The following is a 17,520-nucleotide window of genomic DNA, read 5'->3' as shown; positions in this document are numbered from 1 at the left end:
GGCGCGCTCAATGGGCCCCGAAGAGTTGGATGGAAGGGCCTGACCCAGCGTGCCAGCGTGAGCCGGGAGGCCCCTACTCCGCCGCCTCCCGCCCCGCCTGGTGCGGCCGCGGCCGGGCCTTGCGGCGCAAGGCGATCTCCTGCTCGCGGACTTTCGGCAGCTCGCGGTGGGCCTGGTCGCGGCCGGGCAGGTAGGGCTTCGGCCAAAGTTGCGTGCGGGCGTCGTACCAGGCTGCGGCCTGGCGGCAGAAATTCGGGTTCCACAGATGCGGCCGGCCGAGGGCCACGATGTCGGCCCGGCGGGTGTGCAGGATGGTGTTGACTTGGGCCGCCTCCGTGATGGCGCCGACCGCCATCACCGCCATGGGCGCGCGATTGCGGGCGCGGTTGCGGATCGCGTCGGCGAACTGGACCTGGAACATCCGGCCGTAGACCGGGCGCTGGTCAGGCACGGTCTGGCCGGCCGAGACGTCGACGAGGTCGCAGCCCGCCTCGTGCAGCGCCTCCGCCACCGCGATCGTGTCCGCCTCGGTCATGCCGCCTTCCGCCCAGTCGGTGGCGGAGATGCGCACCGACATCGGGCGCTCCGCCGGCCAGGCCGCCCGCATGGCGGTGAAGACCTCGAGGGGGAACCGGAGGCGCTTCTCGATCGAGCCGCCGTACTCGTCGGTGCGGGTGTTGGTGAGCGGCGAGAGGAACGAGGCCATCAGGTAGCCGTGGGCGCAGTGCAGCTCCAGCATGTCGAAGCCCGCCCGCGCCGCCCGCGCCGTGGCCTGCACGAAGTCGTCGCGAATCCGGTCCATCCCGGCCCGGTCGAGGGCGCGGGGCACCTGGCTCACCCCGTCGAGATAAGGAATCGGGGAGGCCGAGACGATCGGCCAGTTTCCTTCAGGGAGCGGCCGGTCCATCCGCTCCCAGCCGACCTGCGTCGAGCCTTTGCGCCCGGCATGGCCGAGCTGCATGACGATTCTGGTGTCGGTATGGGCGTGGACGAAATCGACGATGCGGGCCCATTGCGCCTCGTGCGCGTCGGTCCACAGGCCGGGGCAGCCCGGGGTGATGCGGGCGTCGGCCGACGGGCAGGTCATCTCGGTGAAGAGCAGGCCCGGGCCGCCGAGCGCGTGCGAGGTGTAGTGGACGAAGTGCCAGTCGGTCAGGTTGCCGCCCGCATCGGCCGAGTACTGCGCCATCGGCGCCATCGCGACGCGGTTCGGGATCCGCATCTCGCGTAAACGCAGCCCCGTGAACATCGGGGTCGGCCGGCTTGTCCGGTAATCCTCGCCGGTCTCGGCGTGGAGGCGGGCGTAGAACGCGTCGTCGACCGCCGCGACGTAAGCGGGATCGCGCACCACCAGGTTGTCGTAGGTGATGGATTTCGCCCGGCACATCACCACCATCGAGAACTGCTCCGCGTCCATGTCCCAGGAGCGGTTCATGTGCTCGAACCAGGCGAGCGAGACGTCGGCGTTGTGCTGCACGACCTGGCAGGGGGTGCGCCGCGCCCGGTCATAGGCCGAAAACGCCGCCTGGACGTCCTCCTCGCCCTTCTCGACGAGGGCATCGGACAGCGCGATGGCGCATTCCATCGCCAGCTTGGTGCCCGAGCCGATCGAGAAGTGGGCCGAGGCCTTGGCGTCGCCGAGGAGCACGATGTTCCCGTGCGACCAGCGATGGCAGAAGATCCGCGGGAAGCGGCGCCAGGTCGAGCGGTTGAGGAGAAGGCCGTGGCCCTGCAGTTCCTCGGCATACATCGTCTCGAGGATCCGGCGCGAGCCCTCCTCGTCGGTCTCGGTGAAGCCGTGCCCCTGCCAGCAGGCCTCGTCCATCTCGAACACCCAGGTCGAGCGGCCGGGCTCGTACTGGTAGGTGTGGGCGCAGACGATGCCGTGCGGCGTCTCGCGGAAGAAGTAGTTGAACTCGTCCATCGGCCGGGTCGAGCCCATCCAGCAGAACCGGTTGGACTTGATCTCGACCTCCGGCTGGAAGGCTTCGCGATAGTGCTCGCGGATGCGCGAGTTGATGCCGTCGCAGGCGACGATCACGTCGGATTCGGGAAAGCGGGCGGAGAGCTGATCCGGCGGGATGCTCTCGCCGAAGTGGAGGTCCACGCCCTCCTCGCGGCAGCGCTCCTGGAGGATCTGCAGCAGGCGCATCCGGCTCACCCCGGCAAAGCCGTTGCCGCCGCAGCGCATCACCCGGCCCTCCTTGTGGATCGCGACGTCGTCCCAGTACGAGAAGGCGTCGCGGATGCGGGCGAATGAGCGGGGGTCGCGCGACAGGAACTCGTGGAGCGTCTCGTCGGAGAACACGACGCCGAAGCCGAACGTGTCGTCGGCCCGGTTCTGCTCATAGACCTCGACCTGCCAGGCGGGCCGGCGCTTCTTGGTCAGGAGCGCGCAATAGAGCCCACCGGGTCCGCCGCCGATCACCGTGACGCGCATCGGGCCTGTCATGGGGGCTCCTCCTGTGGCGGCGGGTCCGCCGATAGAGAAACTTTATACTTGAAATATCGCGGCGCAAGAGGGGGGCCGGCAGATCGCGGCCCAGCGCTCGACAGCGCGCGGTCCTGTCGCGAGCGCGGTTCCGAATGCTGCGATGCAGCGATCAAAAAGCCTTGTCTTTCAGCAGTCTGCTCGCTGCATTGCACAACAATACGGCAAGGCGAAAAAGTCGCCAGGAGCGGTTGCCAGGCGATATTTCATGCGTAAAATATTCCCTGCGAGGCGGGGCCGGGACCCGACGAAAGAGCGCTGCTTCGAGCCCGGCGCCGACTCGACTTCGGCAGCAGGGCACCGGACAAGTGCCGACGATGCTCTCGACCAGAAGGGGACCCACGGGATGACGCCGAACCGGACCAAAGCCAGCCGCCTCGCGACCGCGCTCGTCTGCGCCACGCTGCTGGCCGGCCCCGCCGCCGCGCAAGGCGCCGAGAAGGTCCGGGTCGGGCTGATGTTCACGCTCTCGGGCCCCTCCGCCGTGCTCGGCGAGCAGGGCCGCGACGGGTTCCTGCTCGCCCTCGATACGCTCGGCAAGAAGCTCGGCGGGCTCGAGGCCGAGGTCGTGACCGTCGACGACGAGCTGAAGCCCGACGTCGCCACCAACAAGGCGCGCGAACTGGTCAAGCGCGACCGGGTCGACTTCGTGGTCGGGCCGACCTTCTCCAACGTGCTGCGCGCGGTGGTGCGCCCGGTGACCGAGGGCGGCGCCTTCCTGATCTCGCCCAATGCCGGCACCTCGAACTATGCCGGGGCGGAGTGCAACCCGAACCTGTTCGTCTCCTCCTACCAGAACGACCAAGTCCACGAGGTGCTGGGCAAGTACGCCCAGAACAAGGGCTACAAGCGCCTCGTGCTGCTGGCGCCGAACTACCAGGCCGGCAAGGACTCGCTTGCCGGATTCAAGCATTCCTACAAGGGCGAGGTGGTGAACGAGATGTTCACGCCGCTCGGCCAGCTCGACTTCTCGGCGGAGCTGGCGCAGATCTCGGCCGCCCAGCCCGACGCGGTGTTCGCCTTCATGCCCGGCGGCATGGGCGTCAACCTGGTGCGCCAGTATCGCCAGGCGGGCCTCAGCACCATCCCGTTCCTCTCCGCCTTCACGGTCGACGAGAGCACCCTGCCGGCCCAGAAGGACGCGGCGGTCGGCTATTACGGCGGCGCCAACTGGGCGCCCGACCTCGACAACCCGCAATCGAAGGCCTTCGTGGCGGCCTACGAGAAGAAGTACGGCAGCGTGCCGGGCACCTACGCCATGCAGGCCTACGACGCCGCCCTGATGATCGACGCCGCGATCAAGCGCGCCAAGGGCGACCTCAAGGACAAGGATGCCTTGCGCGCCGGCCTCAAGGCCGCCGAGTTTCAGTCCCTGCGCGGCAACTTCAGAATCGGCAACAACCACTACCCGATCCAGGACTTCTATCTCGTCAAGGCGGCCAAGCGCCCGGACGGCAAGTACGAGACCCAGATCGCCGAGAAGATCTTTTCGAATTATCAGGACAACTACGCTGCCGAGTGCAAGATGAAGTGATCGACGGACAGAGGGTGCCGGGCCGATGCTCAACCTGTTCCTGATCCAGGCGCTGAACGGCGTCCAGCTCGGCATCCTGCTGTTCCTGGTGGCGGCGGGGCTGACGCTGATCTTCGGGGTGATGGACCTCATCAACCTCGCGCACGGCGCCCTCTACATGATCGGCGCCTATCTCTCGGCGACGCTCACCGCCGCCACCGGCAGCTTCGGCCTCGGCCTCCTGCTGGCGCTCCCGGCGACGCTCGCCTTCGGGCTCGCCCTCGAACTGCTGGTGGTGCGCCACCTCTACGGGCGCGACCACCTCGACCAGGTGCTCGCCACCTTCGGGCTGATCCTGATCCTCAACGAGGGCGTGCGCATCGTCTGGGGCGCCGCCCCGATGAGCGTGCCGGTGCCGGACGCCCTGTCGGGCTCGGTGCGGCTCGTCGGCACCCTGCACTACCCGCTCTACCGGGTCGCGATCATCGCGGCCGGCCTCGCCACGGCTCTCGGCCTCCACCTCCTCGTCAACCACACCCGGCTCGGCATGCGCCTGCGCGCGGGGGCCAGCAACGGCCCGATGGTGGCGGCCCTCGGCGTCGACATCCGCCGGCTGTTCCTGGTGGTGTTCGGCCTCGGTGCCATGCTGGCGGGCTTTGCCGGCGCGATGGTGGCGCCGATCCTGTCGGTCGATCCCGGCATGGGCGATTCGGTGCTGATCCTGACCTTCGTGGTCATCGTCATCGGCGGCGTCGGCTCGGTGCGGGGCGCGTTCGTCGCCGGGATCCTCGTCGGCCTCGCCGACCAGCTCGGGCGCACCTTCGGGCCGATCCTGCTGCGCAGCGTGATGGACGCCTCCGCCGCCTCGCAGACCGGGCGGACGCTCGCCCCGATGCTGATCTACATCCTGATGGCCGCCGTCCTGTTCTTCCGGCCCTCCGGCCTCTTCCCGGCGCGGGGGGCCCGATGACCGCGCTTGCCGCCCGCGTCACCGCCGAGCCGCCCCGGCGCCGCGCCGCCCTCCCCGGCGCCGCCCTCGCCGGGCTGGTGCTCGCCGCCCTCGCCGCCCTGCCGGTCGCGGCGGAGGCGGCGGGGCTCCCGTTCCTGGTCGTCACCGCGACCCGGATGATGATCTTCGGGCTCGCCGCCCTCTCCCTCGACCTCGTCCTCGGCTACGGCGCGATGGTGTCGTTCGGCCACGCCGCCTTCATCGGCCTCGGGGCCTACGCGGTCGGGATCCTGGATGCCCACGGCATCCGCGACCTCGCGATCCAGGCGCCGGCGGCGGCACTCGTCTGCGCCCTCTTCGCCCTCGTCACCGGGGCGATCTCGCTCCGCACCCGCGGCGTCTACTTCATCATGATCACGCTGGCCTTCGGGCAGATGGCGTATTTCTTCATGGTCTCGCTCGCGGCCTATGGCGGCGACGACGGCCTGCCGCTGTCCGGCCGCTCGACCCTGTTCGGGATGCGGCTGATCGCGGGCGACCCGGCGCTGTTCTACTGCGTGCTGGCGGTCCTCACGGTCGCGCTCCTCACACTTCGCCGCGTCGTCGCCTCGCGCTTCGGCCGGGTCCTGCGCGGCAGCCGCGACAACGCTTTGCGGATGCAGGCGATCGGCTTCTCCCCCCTGCCCTACCGGCTCACCGCCTACGTGATGGCCGGCGCCATCGCGGGCCTCGCCGGGGTGCTGCTGGCGAACCAGGCCGAGTTCGTCTCGCCGGCCTACATGAGCTGGCAGCGCTCGGGCGAGCTGATCGTCATGGTGGTTCTCGGCGGCATGGGCACGCTGGTCGGGCCGGTGGCCGGCGCCGCGGCGCTGATCGCCCTCGAGGAGGTGCTGGCGCATTATTCCGACCATTGGCGCCTCGGCCTCGGGGTGATGCTGGTCGCGGTGGTGCTCCTCTCCCGCGGCGGCCTCGCGGGCCTCGCGGCGAAGCTCGGGAGGCGTGCGTGACGGCTCCGCTCCTCTCCGTTCGGAACCTCCGAAAATCCTACGGGGCGCTCAAGGTCACCGACGACGTCAGCCTCGACGTGGCGTCGGGCGAACTCCACGCCATCATCGGCCCGAACGGCGCCGGCAAGACCACGCTGATCCACCAGCTCTCGGGCAGCTTAAGCAGCGATTCCGGTTCGGTGCACCTCGCCGGCGAGGACGTCACGCACCTGTCGATGGTCGCCCGGGTGCGCCGCGGCCTCGCCCGCTCGTTCCAGATCACCTCGATCCTCGACGGGTTCTCGGTGCTGGAGAACGTGGCGCTCGCGGTCCAGGCCCGCTCCGGCTCGAGCTTCCGGTTCTTTCGCCCCGCCGCGCGCGAGGCCGCGCTCAACGACGCGGCTGTGGCGGCCTTGTCGCGCGTCGGCCTCGCCGACCGGGCCGGGCGGCGGGCCGGCAGCCTGTCGCACGGCGAGAAGCGCCAGCTCGAACTCGCGGTGGCGCTCGCCACCGGCGCCCGCCTGCTCCTCCTCGACGAGCCGCTCGCCGGCACCGGCCCGGAGGAATCGGCGATCCTGGTCGGGCTGATGCGCGAGTTGAAGGCGACCCACACGATCGTGCTGATCGAGCACGACATGGACGCGGTGTTCGCGCTCGCCGACCGGATGAGCGTGCTGGTCTATGGCCGGGTGATCGCCAGCGGCCGGCCCGAGGCGGTCCGGTCGGATCCGGCGGTGCGCGCCGCCTATCTCGGCGAGGAGGAGGCGGCCTGATGCTCACCGTCGAGGGCCTCGAGAGCGCCTACGGCGATTCCCGCATCCTGTTCGGGATCGACCTGTCGGTTGCCAAGGGAGAGGTGGTGACGCTGCTCGGCCGCAACGGCATGGGCAAGACCACCACCGTGAAGTCGATCTTCGGCCTGCTCAAGCCCCGGGCCGGCCGGATCCTGATCGACGGCGAGGACATGGCGGGGCGCCCGTCCCACCTCGTCGCGCGCCGCGGCCTCGGCCTGGTGCCGGAGGGGCGCCAGGTCTTTCCGACCCTCTCGGTCGAGGAGAACCTGGTCGCCACCCATCGCGGCGGGCGCGGCGCCAAATGGAACCTCGACGCCGTCTACCGCCTCTTCCCGCGCCTGAAGGAGCGGCGCCGCAACGGCGGTGACCAGCTGTCGGGCGGCGAGCAGCAGATGCTGGCGATCGGGCGGGCGCTGATGACCAATCCGCGCCTCGTCGTCCTCGACGAGGCGACGGAGGGCCTGGCGCCGCTGATCCGCGAGGAGATCTGGGCCTGCCTGCGGGCGATCAAGGACGAGGGCGAGGCGATCCTGGTGATCGACAAGAATGTCGATGCCCTCGCCCGCTTCGCCGACCGCCACGTGGTGATCGAGAAGGGCCGCGTGGTCTGGACCGGCACCAGCGCGGCGCTCCGGCAGGCGCCGGAGGTGAAGGACCGGTTCCTTCATGTGTGAAATGTCCACCACCCTATCCCCTCCCCCCTCTGCGGGGGAGGGTGGCCTGCGAAGCAGGTCGGGAGAGGGGAACCCCGCTTCCGGGAAGGTCGCGACCTGGGTGAAGGGCGCTCCCTGGATCCACGTCGCGCTGCCCCTCTCCCGCCCGGCTCCGCCGGGCACCCTCCCCCACAGAGGGGGGAGGGGGATTTACGGCGATCGTCAGTTCAAGTCTCACGAAGGAGTTCGTCCATGACCCCCATGACCGCAGGCATCACCCGCGCCGGTGAGGGCATCGAGGGCGTCCGCTGGAACATCCTCGGCCAGATCTACGTCCCCAAGCAGCTCTCCGAGAGCTCGCTGTCCTGGCACGCCACCTTCCCGCCGGGCACCTTCGTGCCGCCGCACATCCACCCGACGCAGGACGAGTTCCTGTACATCCTGCAAGGCAGGCTCACCGCCGTCCTCGACGGGCAGGAGAGCGTGGCCGAGCCCGGCGACACGATCCGGCTACCGCGGGGCCAGCCGCACGGGCTGTTCAACCGCTCGGACGCGGACGTGAAGTGCCTGTTCTGGGTCTCGCCGGCGCGCCGGCTCTACGACCTGTTCTGGGCCCTGCACAATCTCGGGCCGCAGGCGAACCCGGCCGACGTGGTGGCGATCTCGGCCAAGCACGAGGTCGACTTCCTGCCGCCCCCGGATGCGGAGTGAACGATGCGCGTCATCATCGTCGGCGCCGGGATCGGCGGGCTCGCCACCGCCCTGATGCTCCATCGGCGCGGCATCCGCGCCGAGATCTTTGAACAGGCCGCCGAGGTGCGCGAGGTCGGGGTTGGCATCAACACCCTGCCGCACGCGATCCGCGAACTCGCCGAACTCGACCTGCTGCCGGCCCTCGACCGGGTGGCGATCCGCACGAAGGAGCTGGCCTACTTCAACCGCCAGGGCCAGGAGGTCTGGCGCGAGCCGCGCGGGATCGATGCCGGCCACCCGGTGCCGCAATTCTCGATCCACCGCGGGCGCCTGCAGGCGGTGCTCTACGAGGCGGTGCGCGAGCGCTTAGGGCCGGACGCCGTGACGACCGGCCTGTCGCTCGCCGGCTTCCTGCAGGACGAGGGCGGGGTCACCGCCCACTTTACCGATTCGCTGAAGGGCGATGCCGGCCGCACGGTGCGGGGTGACGTGCTCATCGCCTGCGACGGCATCCACTCGGTGGTGCGCAAAAAATTCTTCCCCGACGAGGGTCCGCCGCGCTGGGACGGGGTGCTGATGTGGCGCGGCGCCACCGAGTGGGCGCCCTGGGGCGACGGCCGCACCATGGCGATCGGCGGCGGGATGGGCGCGAAATGCGTGCTCTACCCGATCGCCGAGGCGGCAGACGGCCGCCAGCTGATGAACTGGGTGGTGTTCGTGAAGATGGCGGACGGCCAACTCTCGCCGCCCCCGAAGGAGAGCTGGTCGCGCCCCGCCCACCGCTCGCAGGTGCTGCCTTACGCAAGGCGCTTCGCCCTGCCGGATTTCGACCTCGCCGCCCTCGTCGAGGCGACGCCCCAGATCTTCGAGTACCCGATGTGCGACCGCGATCCGCTGCCGCGCTGGACCCACGGGCGGGTGACGCTGCTGGGGGATGCCGCCCACCCGATGTACCCGGTCGGCTCGAACGGCGCCTCCCAGGCGATCCTCGACGCCCGGGCGCTCGGCGACGCCCTGGCGCGCGCCGAGCACCCGATGCAGGCGCTCCACGCCTACGAGGCCGAGCGCCGGCCGAAGACCGCCGAGATCGTGCTCCTCAACCGCAAGGGCGGGCCGGAGCGGGTGATCGACGAGGTCGAGAAGCGGGCGCCGGCGGGCTTCTCCCGCATCGAGGACGTGCTGAGCCACGCCGAGCGCCAGGCGATCGTCAGCGGCTATGCCGGCAAGGCCGGGTTCGCGGTGGCGGGCAAGGTGAGCCCGCTGCGGGTGGCGGTGTAGCTCCTTCCCCTCCCCACAAGGGGGAGGGGAAGCGCTTCACCCCGAGAACGACCCGCGCCCAAATCCTTTAAGGTTGAAATATCCATGACCCACCCCTCCTCCCCTCCCCGCCACGTCCTCGTCACCGGCGCCGCGCGCGGCATCGGGCGGGCGATCGCGGCGGCGTTCGTGGCGGCGGGGGAACGGGTGACCGTGCTCGGCCGCAGCCCGGAGAGCGCCGCGCGGGCGAAGGCCGAGCTCGGCGCGGCCCACGCGGTCGCGGCGGACGTCACCGACGCGGCGGCTTTGCAGCGCGCCCTGGCAGCGGCCGCCGAGCAGGCCGGCCCGGTCGCGGTGCTGGTCAACAATGCCGGCGGGGCCGAGACCGCGCCGCTCGCCCGCAGCGACGTCGACACCTTGCGCCGCATGATGGCGCTCAACGTCGAGCCGGTGCTGGTCGCGGCCCGCGCCGTGGTGCCGGGCATGAAGGAAGCGGGCGGGGGCCGGATCGTCACCGTCGCCTCCACCGCCGGCCTCAAGGGCTATGCCTATGTCGGCGCCTATTGCGCCGCCAAGCACGCCGTCCTCGGGCTGACCCGGGCGCTGGCGCTGGAGCTGGCCGCCACCGGCGTCACCGTCAACGCGGTCTGCCCCGGCTTCACCGACACCGACCTCGTCGGCAGCGCCATCGACGGGCTCGAGGCCAGGACCGGCCGCACCCGCGACGACCTGCTGACCGAGTTCACCCGCCACAACCCGATGGGCCGCCTGATCCGCCCGGAGGAGGTGGCCGACGCCGTGCTCTGGCTCGCCGGGAGGCAGGCCGGCGCCGTCACCGGCCAGGCGATCGCGGTCGCGGGAGGCGAGCTGTGAACGCCAAGGCCGACATTCCCGCCGAGATCCCTGCCGACATCCCCGCCCACCGCAGCGAATTGCGGCTGTGGCTGCGCCTGCTCACCACCGCCAACACCATCGAGGCGGAGATCCGCCGGCGCCTGCGCGACCGCTTCAACACCACGCTGCCCCGCTTCGACCTGATGGCGCAGCTCGATCGCGCCCCGGACGGCATCCAGCTCGGGGAATTGTCGCGCCGGATGATGGTGTCGAACGGCAACGTCACCGGCCTCGTCGAGCGCCTGGCGCAGGAGGAGCTGATCGACCGCCAGGTCTCGGAAGCCGACCGCCGGGCGGTGCAGGTGCGCCTGACCCGCCAAGGCCGCGCCGTCTTCGCCGAGATGGCCCGGGCGCATGCCGACTGGATCGCCGAGCTCGTCGGCGCCCTCGGCCCGGCCGAGCAGGAGGCCCTGTCGAGCCAGCTCTCCGCCCTCAAGGCCTCGGTGCGGCCGGGCGGCGCCCCAGCAAAACCGAAACAGAAACGCCAGGGAGGCACCATGAGGCGCCAGAACGCCATCGCGGCCCCGCTCGACGGCTTCACGCCGCAGCATTTCGGCTTCGCGATCCAGGACGGCATCGCGACCGTGACGCTGAACCGGCCGGAGAAGAAGAACCCGCTCACCTTCGAGAGCTACGCGGAGCTGCGCGACACCTTCCGGGCCCTGCGCTTCGAGGAGAGCGTGACCGCGGTGGTCGTCACCGGTGCGGGCGGCAACTTCTCGAGCGGCGGCGACGTGTTCGAGATCATCGAGCCGCTGACCACGATGGGGGCCGCTGACCTCCACGCCTTCACGACCATGACCGGCGATCTCGTCAAGGAGATGCGGGCCTGCCCGCAGCCGGTCGTGGCCGCCGTCGAGGGCGTCTGCGCGGGCGCGGGCGCGATCATCGCCATGGCCTCCGACCTGCGGGTGGCCGCTTCTGGCGCCAAGGTGGCGTTCCTGTTCAACCGCGTGGGCCTGGCCGGCTGCGACATGGGCGCCTGCGCGATCCTGCCCCGGATCATCGGCCAGGGCCGCGCCTCCGAGCTCCTCTATACCGGCCGCTTCATGAGCGCCGAGGAGGGCGAGCGCTGGGGCTTCTTCAACCGCCTGGTCCCGGCGGGCGAGGCCTTGGGCGCTGCCCGCGAGACCGCCCGCGCGCTCGTCCAGGGCCCGGCCTACGCCAACGGCCTGACCAAGCGGATGCTGCACATGGAATGGGCGATGGGGGTCGATGCCGCCATCGACGCCGAGGCGGTGGCCCAGGCGCTCTGCATGAAGACCCAGGATTTCCGCCGCGCCTTCGAGGCCTTCGCCGGCAAGGCGAAGCCGGTCTTCGAGGGGAACTGAGCGATGGCGCCCGTTACGCCGTTCCATCCCACCCGCGACCTCATCCTGAGGCGTCAGTCCATCGGAGATGGACTGACCTCGAAGGAGGGCTCCAGGACCCTGTGCGATCCCTGGAGCCCTCCTTCGAGGCTGCCGCACGCGGCAGCACCTCAGGATGAGGTTCGGGGTGGGAAAGCGGGAGGCCGCTGACATGCCGGACCGGACCTTCCTCGACTGGCCGTTCTTCGAGCCCCGCCACCGCGACCTCGCGGCCGAGGCCGATGACTGGGCCGCCCGCACGGTCCCCGCCCTCGTCGACCATCACGACGTCGACGGCTCGTGCCGGCGCCTCGTCGCGGCTTTGGGCGAGGCGGGTTTTCTCCGCTTCGCCGCCCCCGAGGACGGGGTGTTCGACGTGCGGGCTTTGTGCCTGCTGCGCGAGACCTTCGCGCGCCACGACGGGCTCGCCGACTTCGCCTTCGCCATGCAGGGCCTCGGCACCGGGGCGCTGACGCTCGCCGGCACGGCGGCCCAGCGCGAGGCGGTGCTGCCTGGGGTACGGGCGGGCCGCCGCATCGCCGCCTTCGCGCTGACCGAGCCGGAGGCGGGCTCCGACGTCGCCCAGATCGCGCTCTCGGCGACGCCGATGCCCGACGGCACGGTGCGGCTTACCGGCGAGAAGACCTGGATCTCGAACGGCGGCATCGCCGACACCTACGTCGTCTTCGCCCGCAGCGGCGAGGCGCCCGGGGCGCGCGGCCTCTCGGCCTATCTCGTGCCGGCGGACACGCCCGGCCTGGCGATCGCGGAACGGCTCGACACCATCGCGCCCCACCCGCTCGCCCGGCTCCGCTTCGCCGACTGCCGCGTGCCGGCGGCGAGCCGCATCGGCGAGGCCGGGGCCGGGTTCAAGGTCGCGATGGCGACGCTCGACGTGTTTCGCGCGACCGTCGGCGCCGCGGCCTTGGGCTTTGCCCGCCGCGCCCTCGACGCGTCCCTGGCACGCGCGCAGACTCGACACCTGTTCGGGGCACCGCTCGCCGCGATGCAGCTGACGCAGACCAGCCTCGCCGAGATGGCGACGGCGATCGATAGTGCGGCGCTCCACGTCTACCGCGCCGCTTGGACCCGGGATTCCGGGGCGCCGCGCATCACCCGCGAGGCCGCGATGGCCAAGATGGTGGCGACCGAAGCCGCGCAAGAGGTGATCGACCGGGCGGTGCAGCTCCATGGCGGCGAGGGCGTCCGCTCCGGCTCGGTGCCGGAGATGCTCTATCGCGAGATCCGGGCGCTCCGGATCTACGAGGGCGCCACCGAGGTCCAGAAGCTCGTCATCGCCCGCCAGATTCTCGCCTGAGAGGACCGTCCGATGGAGGCTGCCGTGCCGGAGACCCGCATGCCGGAGACCCCGATTCCGGAAAATTCGGCGATCGCGCATCGAGGGGCCGCCCTCGCGAATAGCCCCGGCGGCAGCCCGTGGGCCCGGCAGCCCGACACTTTCGTGCGGGACAACCTGCCGTCGCCCGACCGGATGCCGGACTTCATCAACCTCGACCGGCTCGGCTACCCCGACCATCTCAACGCCACCGTCGAGCTGGTCGACCGGCACGTGACGGAGGGGCGCGGCGACCGGGTGGCCGTCGTCGGGCCGGACGTCACCTGGACCTACGCCGAGCTGAAGCGGCAGATCGACCGAATGGCGAACGTCCTCGTCGAGAAACTGGGGCTGGTGCCGGGCGGGCGGGTGCTGCTGCGCTCGGCCAACAACCCGACCAAGGTCGCGCTCTATCTGGCGGTCATCAAGGCAGGCGGGATCGTCGTGGCGACGATGCCGCTGCTGCGGGCGCGTGAGCTGACCCAGATCCTCGACAAGGCCCGCATCCCGCTCGCCCTCTGCGACGCCGGCCTGATCGACGAGATGGCGAAGGCCGCGGAAGGGCGGACCGAGCCGGTGCGGGTCGTCACATGGCGCGGCACCGCCGGGGGCGAGCTCGGCGACCTCCTCGCCGGAATGTCCGACCGCTTCGATCCGCCCCCGACCCGCGCCGACGATCCCTGCCTCCTCGGCTTCACCTCCGGCACCACCGGCCTGCCCAAGGCGACGATCCACTACCAGCGCGACCTCCTGGTGATCTGCGACTGCTACGCCCGCGAGGTCTTGCGGGCGACCCCGGACGACGTGTTCATCGGCTCGCCGCCGCTTGCCTTCACCTTCGGCCTCGGGGGCCTGGTGCTCTTTCCGTTCCGGGTTGGCGCCCGGGCAGTGCTGCTCGAGAAGGCCGGGCCGGCGGACCTCGCCGCGGGAATCGCCCGCCACCGCGCCACGGTTCTGTTCACGGCGCCCACCGCCTACCGGGCGATGCTGGGGCTGATCGGGCAAGCCGACCTGTCAAGCTTGCGAAAGTGCGTCTCGGCCGGCGAGACCCTGCCGGCGCCGACCTTCCATGCCTGGTTGACGGCCACGGGCCTGAAGCTGATGGACGGCATCGGCGCCACCGAGATGCTGCACATCTTCATCGCCTCGCCCGAGGACGAGATCCGGCCCGGCGCCACCGGCAAGCCGGTGCCGGGCTACGAGGCGCGGGTGATCGACGAGGCCAGCCAGCCCTGCCCGCCCGGGGTGCCGGGGCGCCTTGCCGTGCGCGGACCGATCGGCTGCCGCTACCTCGCCGACGAGCGCCAGACGGTCTACGTGAAGGACGGCTGGAACATCACCGGCGACACCTACCTGGAGGATGCCGACGGCTATTTCTGGTTCCAGGCCCGCAACGACGACATGATCGTCTCGGCCGGCTACAACATCGCCGGGCCGGAGGTGGAGGCGAGCCTGCTCGCCCATCCGGCGGTGGCCGAATGCGGCGTCGTCGCGGCGCCCTGCCCGGAGCGCGGCCGCATCGTCGCGGCCTACGTGGTGCTGAATCCCGGCCACACCGGCGACGACGCCCTGACCAAGGCGCTGCAGGAGCACGTGAAGAACGACCTCGCGCCCTACAAGTACCCGCGGGCGGTGCATTACGTGCCGGCCCTGCCCAAGACCGAATCCGGCAAGCTGCAACGCTTCGCCCTGCGCCGGCAGGCCGAGGCGGAGGCCGCAGCCATCCAGGGAGAATCCGCATGACCGCCAGCCCGATCCCGCTCCGCCCCGAGACCGAGGCGCCCCCGCTGACCACGCTCCAGCCGCCGGGCTGGAAGAAGCCGAAGGGCTACGCCAACGGCATGGCCGGCCGCGGCACCGTGGTGATGACCGGCGGCCTGATCGGCTGGGACGAGAACGAGGTGCTGGCCGAGGGCTTCGTGCCCCAGGTCGAGCAAACCTTACGCAACATCATCGCCGTCCTCGCCGAGGCCGGCGCCGGGCCCGAGCACGTCGCCCGCCTGACCTGGTACGTGCGCAGCGTCGACACCTACCGCGCCTCGCTCAGTGAGCTCGGGCCGGTCTACCGCCGGGTGATGGGCCGCCACTTCCCCGCCATGGCCCTCGTCGGCGTCGCCGACCTCGTCGAGCTCGGCGCGCTCGTCGAGATCGAGGCGACCGCGATCGTGCCGGACGACGCCTGATGCAGGCCCCCACCTGGACCATCGGCGGGGCCGTGGGCGACATCGACCGCGCCTACGACAATGTCGGAGCCATCCCGGATGCCAAGACGTACCCGGCCCGCTGGGGCGAGGCCGCCGCGGCCTTCCGCGCCCGCCTGTCGGCGCAAGGGCGCGCCCGCCTCGGCCTGCCCTACGGCGCCGGCCCGCGCCACGCCTACGACCTGTTCCTGCCCGAGGGCGCGCCGCGGGGCCTCGCGGTGTTCGTCCATGGTGGCTACTGGAAGGCGTTCGACCGCTCGGTCTGGTCGCACCTCGCCGCGGGCCCCCTCGCCCACGGCCTCGCCGTCGCGCTGCCGAGCTACACGCTCTGCCCCGAGGCGCGCATCTCCGCCATCACGGCCGAGATCGCCGCCTTCCTCGACCGCGCGAGCGCCGAGGTGCCGGGACCGATCCACCTCTCCGGCCACTCCGCCGGCGGGCACCTCGTGACCCGGATGCTCTGCGCCGATATCGGCCTCGCCTGCGCGGATCGCATCGCGCGGGTGGTCTCGATCAGCGGCGTCCACGACCTGCGCCCGCTCCTCCTCACCCAGATGAACGAGATCCTGCGCCTCGACGCAGCGGAAGCCCGGGCCGAGAGCCCGGCCCTGCACGCGCCGCGCCCGGGCGCCCGGCTCGTCGCGGTGGCGGGCGGGGACGAGCTGCCGGAGTTCCGCCGCCAGAACCTGCTCCTGCCGGCGATCTGGCACGGGCTCGGGGCCGGGACGGAGGCCTTCGAGATCGCGGGAACGCACCATTTCAGCGTCATCGGCGGACTGGCCGAGCCGGACAGCGCGCTCACCCGGGCGCTGGTGGGCGGCTGAGGCTTTGCCGGCTCCCGCGACGGTGGCACAAGCGGGCGTTCAGGGCCCGCTGTCCGGCCGCCCGAGGGATGACGCCATGACCGTGTCGAGCGACGACGAGCTGGAGGGCCTGCGGCGGATCGGGCGCATCGTCGCCGAGGCCCTCGAGGCGATGGGCAAGGCGATCGAGCCCGGCATGACCACGGCGGAGCTCGACCGGATCGGGCGCGACTGCCTGGAGCGGGACGGCGCCCGCCCGGCGCCCGAGATGGTCTACGGCTTTCCCGGCGCGACCTGCATCAGCGTCAACGAGGAGATCGCCCACGGCATCCCGGGCGAGCGCCGGATCGCGCCTGGCGACCTCGTCAACATCGACGTCTCGGCCGAGAAGGACGGCTGGTTCTCCGATACCGGCGCCTCCTTCGCGGTGCCGCCGGTGACCCGCGCGGTCGAGCGGCTGTGCCGGGACGGGCGCCGGGCGATGTGGACCGGCCTGCGCCAGGTCGGGGCCGGCAAGCCGCTCGCCGGCATCGGCCGGGCCGTCGGCGCCTTCGCGCAGAAGAACGGCTACACCCTGGTGCGCAACCTCGCGAGCCATGGCGTCGGCGCCTCGCTGCACGAGGAGCCGACCGAGATCGCGACCTGGCCCGATCCGTCCGAGCGCCGGATCATGGCGGAGGGGCTGGTCTTCACGGTCGAGCCGTTCCTGTCGCTGGGCGCCAGGGTCGCGGAGAACCGCGACGACGATCCCTGGACGCTCTACAGCCAGCCCCGCGCGCTGACGGTCCAGTACGAGCACACGGTCGTGGCGACCCGCAACGGTCCGCTGGTGCTCACCATGCCGGGGCACTAGGCAGAGTTGCTTGGCGCAACTGGTCAGCCCCCAGCGGAGTGGTCCGGCCTGAAGTATGGCTTTGAGCCGACGGAGGACGGACGTGATGGGAACGAAGAAGCACAAACCGGAAGAGGTGGTGGCCAAGCTGCGGCAGGTGGATGTGCTGGTCTCGCAGGGGCAGAGCGTGGCTGATGCGATCCGCGCCATCGGCGTGACGGAGGTCACCTACTATCGTTGGCGTAAGGAGTTCGGCGGGCTCAAGTCCGACCAGGTGCGCCGGATGAAGGAGCTGGAGACCGAGAACCAGCGGCTACGCAAGGCGATCGCGGATCTCACGCTCGACAAGCTGATCCTGCAGGAGGCCGCCCGGGGAAACTTCTGAGCCCCGCGCGCCGGCGCGCCTGCATCGAGCATGTCCGGACCGTGCTGACGGTCTCCGAGCGCCGCGCCTGCCGGGCGCTTGGCCAGCATCGCTCGACGCAGCGCAAGGTGCCGCGGGGGAGAGACGACGAGGCGGCGCTGTTGGCCGACCTGGTCGAGTTGGCGCGCCGGTATGGCCGCTACGGCTACCGCAAGATCGCCGCCCTGCTGCGGGCGGCGGGCTGGCTGGTCAACGACAAGCGGGTGGAGCGGCTGTGGCGGCAGGAGGGGCTCAAGGTGCCGGCCCGCCAGCCCAGGAAGGGCCGGTTGTGGGACGGAGATGGCTCCTGTGTCCGGCTGCGGCCCGAGCACCGCGATCATGTCTGGTCCTACGACTTCGTCGAGG

Annotated in this window: 15 protein-coding genes and 2 pseudogenes; 16 read left to right on the top strand and 1 reads right to left on the bottom strand. The window is 71.2% G+C overall.

The features are described from left to right. Nucleotides 1–73 precede the first annotated feature (73 nt). Nucleotides 74–2,440: an oxidoreductase gene (locus EU555_RS00085; RefSeq protein ID WP_135412890.1), complete on the bottom strand. Its 2,367-nt coding sequence runs from the start codon at nt 2,438–2,440 to the stop codon at nt 74–76. A 397-nt stretch (nt 2,441–2,837) separates the two neighbouring features. On the opposite strand from EU555_RS00085, the gene EU555_RS00080 reads away from it, so the two are divergent. The 16 genes and pseudogenes from EU555_RS00080 to EU555_RS00005 all read left to right on the top strand — a co-directional run. Then, entirely contained in the window at nt 2,838–4,025 is a 1,188-nt protein-coding gene (locus EU555_RS00080; RefSeq protein WP_135412424.1) for an ABC transporter substrate-binding protein, read from the top strand. 25 nt (nt 4,026–4,050) lie between these two features. Beyond that, the gene (locus EU555_RS00075) at nt 4,051–4,974 is read left to right on the top strand and encodes a branched-chain amino acid ABC transporter permease (RefSeq protein ID WP_135412423.1); all 924 of its coding nucleotides are present in this window, start codon (nt 4,051–4,053) and stop codon (nt 4,972–4,974) included. Continuing rightward, on the top strand, nt 4,971–5,960 hold the full coding sequence (locus EU555_RS00070) for a branched-chain amino acid ABC transporter permease (RefSeq protein ID WP_135412422.1): 990 nt from the start codon (nt 4,971–4,973) through the stop codon (nt 5,958–5,960). The genes EU555_RS00075 and EU555_RS00070 overlap by 4 nt, the downstream gene beginning before the upstream one ends. After that, complete coding sequence (locus EU555_RS00065) at nt 5,957–6,712, top strand: ABC transporter ATP-binding protein (RefSeq protein WP_135412421.1); 756 nt, start codon at nt 5,957–5,959, stop codon at nt 6,710–6,712. The genes EU555_RS00070 and EU555_RS00065 overlap by 4 nt, the downstream gene beginning before the upstream one ends. Continuing rightward, complete coding sequence (locus tag EU555_RS00060; RefSeq protein WP_135412420.1) at nt 6,712–7,407, top strand: ABC transporter ATP-binding protein; 696 nt, start codon at nt 6,712–6,714, stop codon at nt 7,405–7,407. Before EU555_RS00065 ends, EU555_RS00060 begins: the two co-directional genes overlap by 1 nt. A 231-nt stretch (nt 7,408–7,638) precedes the next feature. Beyond that, nucleotides 7,639–8,097 carry a cupin domain-containing protein gene (locus EU555_RS00050; RefSeq protein ID WP_135412418.1) on the top strand — a complete coding sequence of 153 codons (459 nt, stop codon included), beginning with the start codon at nt 7,639–7,641 and terminating at the stop codon, nt 8,095–8,097. A gap of 3 nt (nt 8,098–8,100) precedes the next feature. Next, nucleotides 8,101–9,357, top strand: a complete 1,257-nt coding sequence (locus EU555_RS00045) for a flavin-dependent oxidoreductase (RefSeq protein ID WP_135412417.1) — start codon at nt 8,101–8,103, stop codon at nt 9,355–9,357. Between the two features lie 84 nt (nt 9,358–9,441). Continuing rightward, complete coding sequence (locus EU555_RS00040; protein ID WP_135412416.1) at nt 9,442–10,209, top strand: SDR family NAD(P)-dependent oxidoreductase; 768 nt, start codon at nt 9,442–9,444, stop codon at nt 10,207–10,209. Then, nucleotides 10,206–10,517 (top strand): annotated as a pseudogene (locus tag EU555_RS35970) (MarR family transcriptional regulator); the annotation flags it as partial. The gene EU555_RS00040 and the pseudogene EU555_RS35970, both read left to right, overlap by 4 nt. A gap of 210 nt (nt 10,518–10,727) precedes the next feature. Continuing rightward, entirely contained in the window at nt 10,728–11,561 is an 834-nt protein-coding gene (locus EU555_RS35965; protein WP_167858415.1) for an enoyl-CoA hydratase family protein, read from the top strand. A 190-nt stretch (nt 11,562–11,751) separates the two neighbouring features. Then, nucleotides 11,752–12,897: an acyl-CoA dehydrogenase family protein gene (locus EU555_RS00030; protein WP_135412414.1), complete on the top strand. Its 1,146-nt coding sequence runs from the start codon at nt 11,752–11,754 to the stop codon at nt 12,895–12,897. A gap of 174 nt (nt 12,898–13,071) precedes the next feature. Further along, nucleotides 13,072–14,658, top strand: a complete 1,587-nt coding sequence (locus tag EU555_RS00025; RefSeq protein ID WP_245524095.1) for an AMP-binding protein — start codon at nt 13,072–13,074, stop codon at nt 14,656–14,658. Beyond that, on the top strand, nt 14,655–15,098 hold the full coding sequence (locus tag EU555_RS00020; protein WP_135412412.1) for a RidA family protein: 444 nt from the start codon (nt 14,655–14,657) through the stop codon (nt 15,096–15,098). The genes EU555_RS00025 and EU555_RS00020 overlap by 4 nt, the downstream gene beginning before the upstream one ends. Next, nucleotides 15,098–15,940, top strand: a complete 843-nt coding sequence (locus tag EU555_RS00015) for an alpha/beta hydrolase (protein WP_135412411.1) — start codon at nt 15,098–15,100, stop codon at nt 15,938–15,940. Before EU555_RS00020 ends, EU555_RS00015 begins: the two co-directional genes overlap by 1 nt. Nucleotides 15,941–16,016: 76 nt before the next feature. Then, a complete protein-coding gene (map, locus tag EU555_RS00010; RefSeq protein WP_135412410.1) occupies nt 16,017–16,772 on the top strand; it encodes a type I methionyl aminopeptidase in 756 nt (251 codons plus the stop codon). Nucleotides 16,773–16,857: 85 nt separating this feature from the next. Continuing rightward, a pseudogene (locus tag EU555_RS00005) lies at nt 16,858–17,520 on the top strand (IS3 family transposase); the annotation flags it as partial.

This window comes from Methylobacterium nonmethylotrophicum (genome assembly GCF_004745635.1).
GTDB classification, from domain to species: domain Bacteria; phylum Pseudomonadota; class Alphaproteobacteria; order Rhizobiales; family Beijerinckiaceae; genus Methylobacterium; species Methylobacterium nonmethylotrophicum.
The sequence above is the reverse complement of the archived record's forward strand: the minus strand, read 5'-3'. Positions and strand labels throughout refer to the sequence as shown.

Coding starts and splice junctions, on each gene's coding strand:
- EU555_RS00020 (WP_135412412.1), top strand. CDS start 14,655: ATGACCGCCAGCCCGATCCCGCTCCGCCCCGAGACCGAGGCGCCCCCG.
- EU555_RS35965 (WP_167858415.1), top strand. CDS start 10,728: ATGAGGCGCCAGAACGCCATCGCGGCCCCGCTCGACGGCTTCACGCCG.
- EU555_RS00040 (WP_135412416.1), top strand. CDS start 9,442: ATGACCCACCCCTCCTCCCCTCCCCGCCACGTCCTCGTCACCGGCGCC.
- EU555_RS00015 (WP_135412411.1), top strand. CDS start 15,098: ATGCAGGCCCCCACCTGGACCATCGGCGGGGCCGTGGGCGACATCGAC.
- EU555_RS00050 (WP_135412418.1), top strand. CDS start 7,639: ATGACCCCCATGACCGCAGGCATCACCCGCGCCGGTGAGGGCATCGAG.
- EU555_RS00085 (WP_135412890.1), bottom strand. CDS start 2,440: ATGCGCGTCACGGTGATCGGCGGCGGACCCGGTGGGCTCTATTGCGCG.
- EU555_RS00025 (WP_245524095.1), top strand. CDS start 13,072: ATGCCGGACTTCATCAACCTCGACCGGCTCGGCTACCCCGACCATCTC.
- EU555_RS00045 (WP_135412417.1), top strand. CDS start 8,101: ATGCGCGTCATCATCGTCGGCGCCGGGATCGGCGGGCTCGCCACCGCC.
- EU555_RS00075 (WP_135412423.1), top strand. CDS start 4,051: ATGCTCAACCTGTTCCTGATCCAGGCGCTGAACGGCGTCCAGCTCGGC.
- EU555_RS00080 (WP_135412424.1), top strand. CDS start 2,838: ATGACGCCGAACCGGACCAAAGCCAGCCGCCTCGCGACCGCGCTCGTC.
- EU555_RS00060 (WP_135412420.1), top strand. CDS start 6,712: ATGCTCACCGTCGAGGGCCTCGAGAGCGCCTACGGCGATTCCCGCATC.
- EU555_RS00030 (WP_135412414.1), top strand. CDS start 11,752: ATGCCGGACCGGACCTTCCTCGACTGGCCGTTCTTCGAGCCCCGCCAC.
- EU555_RS00070 (WP_135412422.1), top strand. CDS start 4,971: ATGACCGCGCTTGCCGCCCGCGTCACCGCCGAGCCGCCCCGGCGCCGC.
- map (WP_135412410.1), top strand. CDS start 16,017: ATGACCGTGTCGAGCGACGACGAGCTGGAGGGCCTGCGGCGGATCGGG.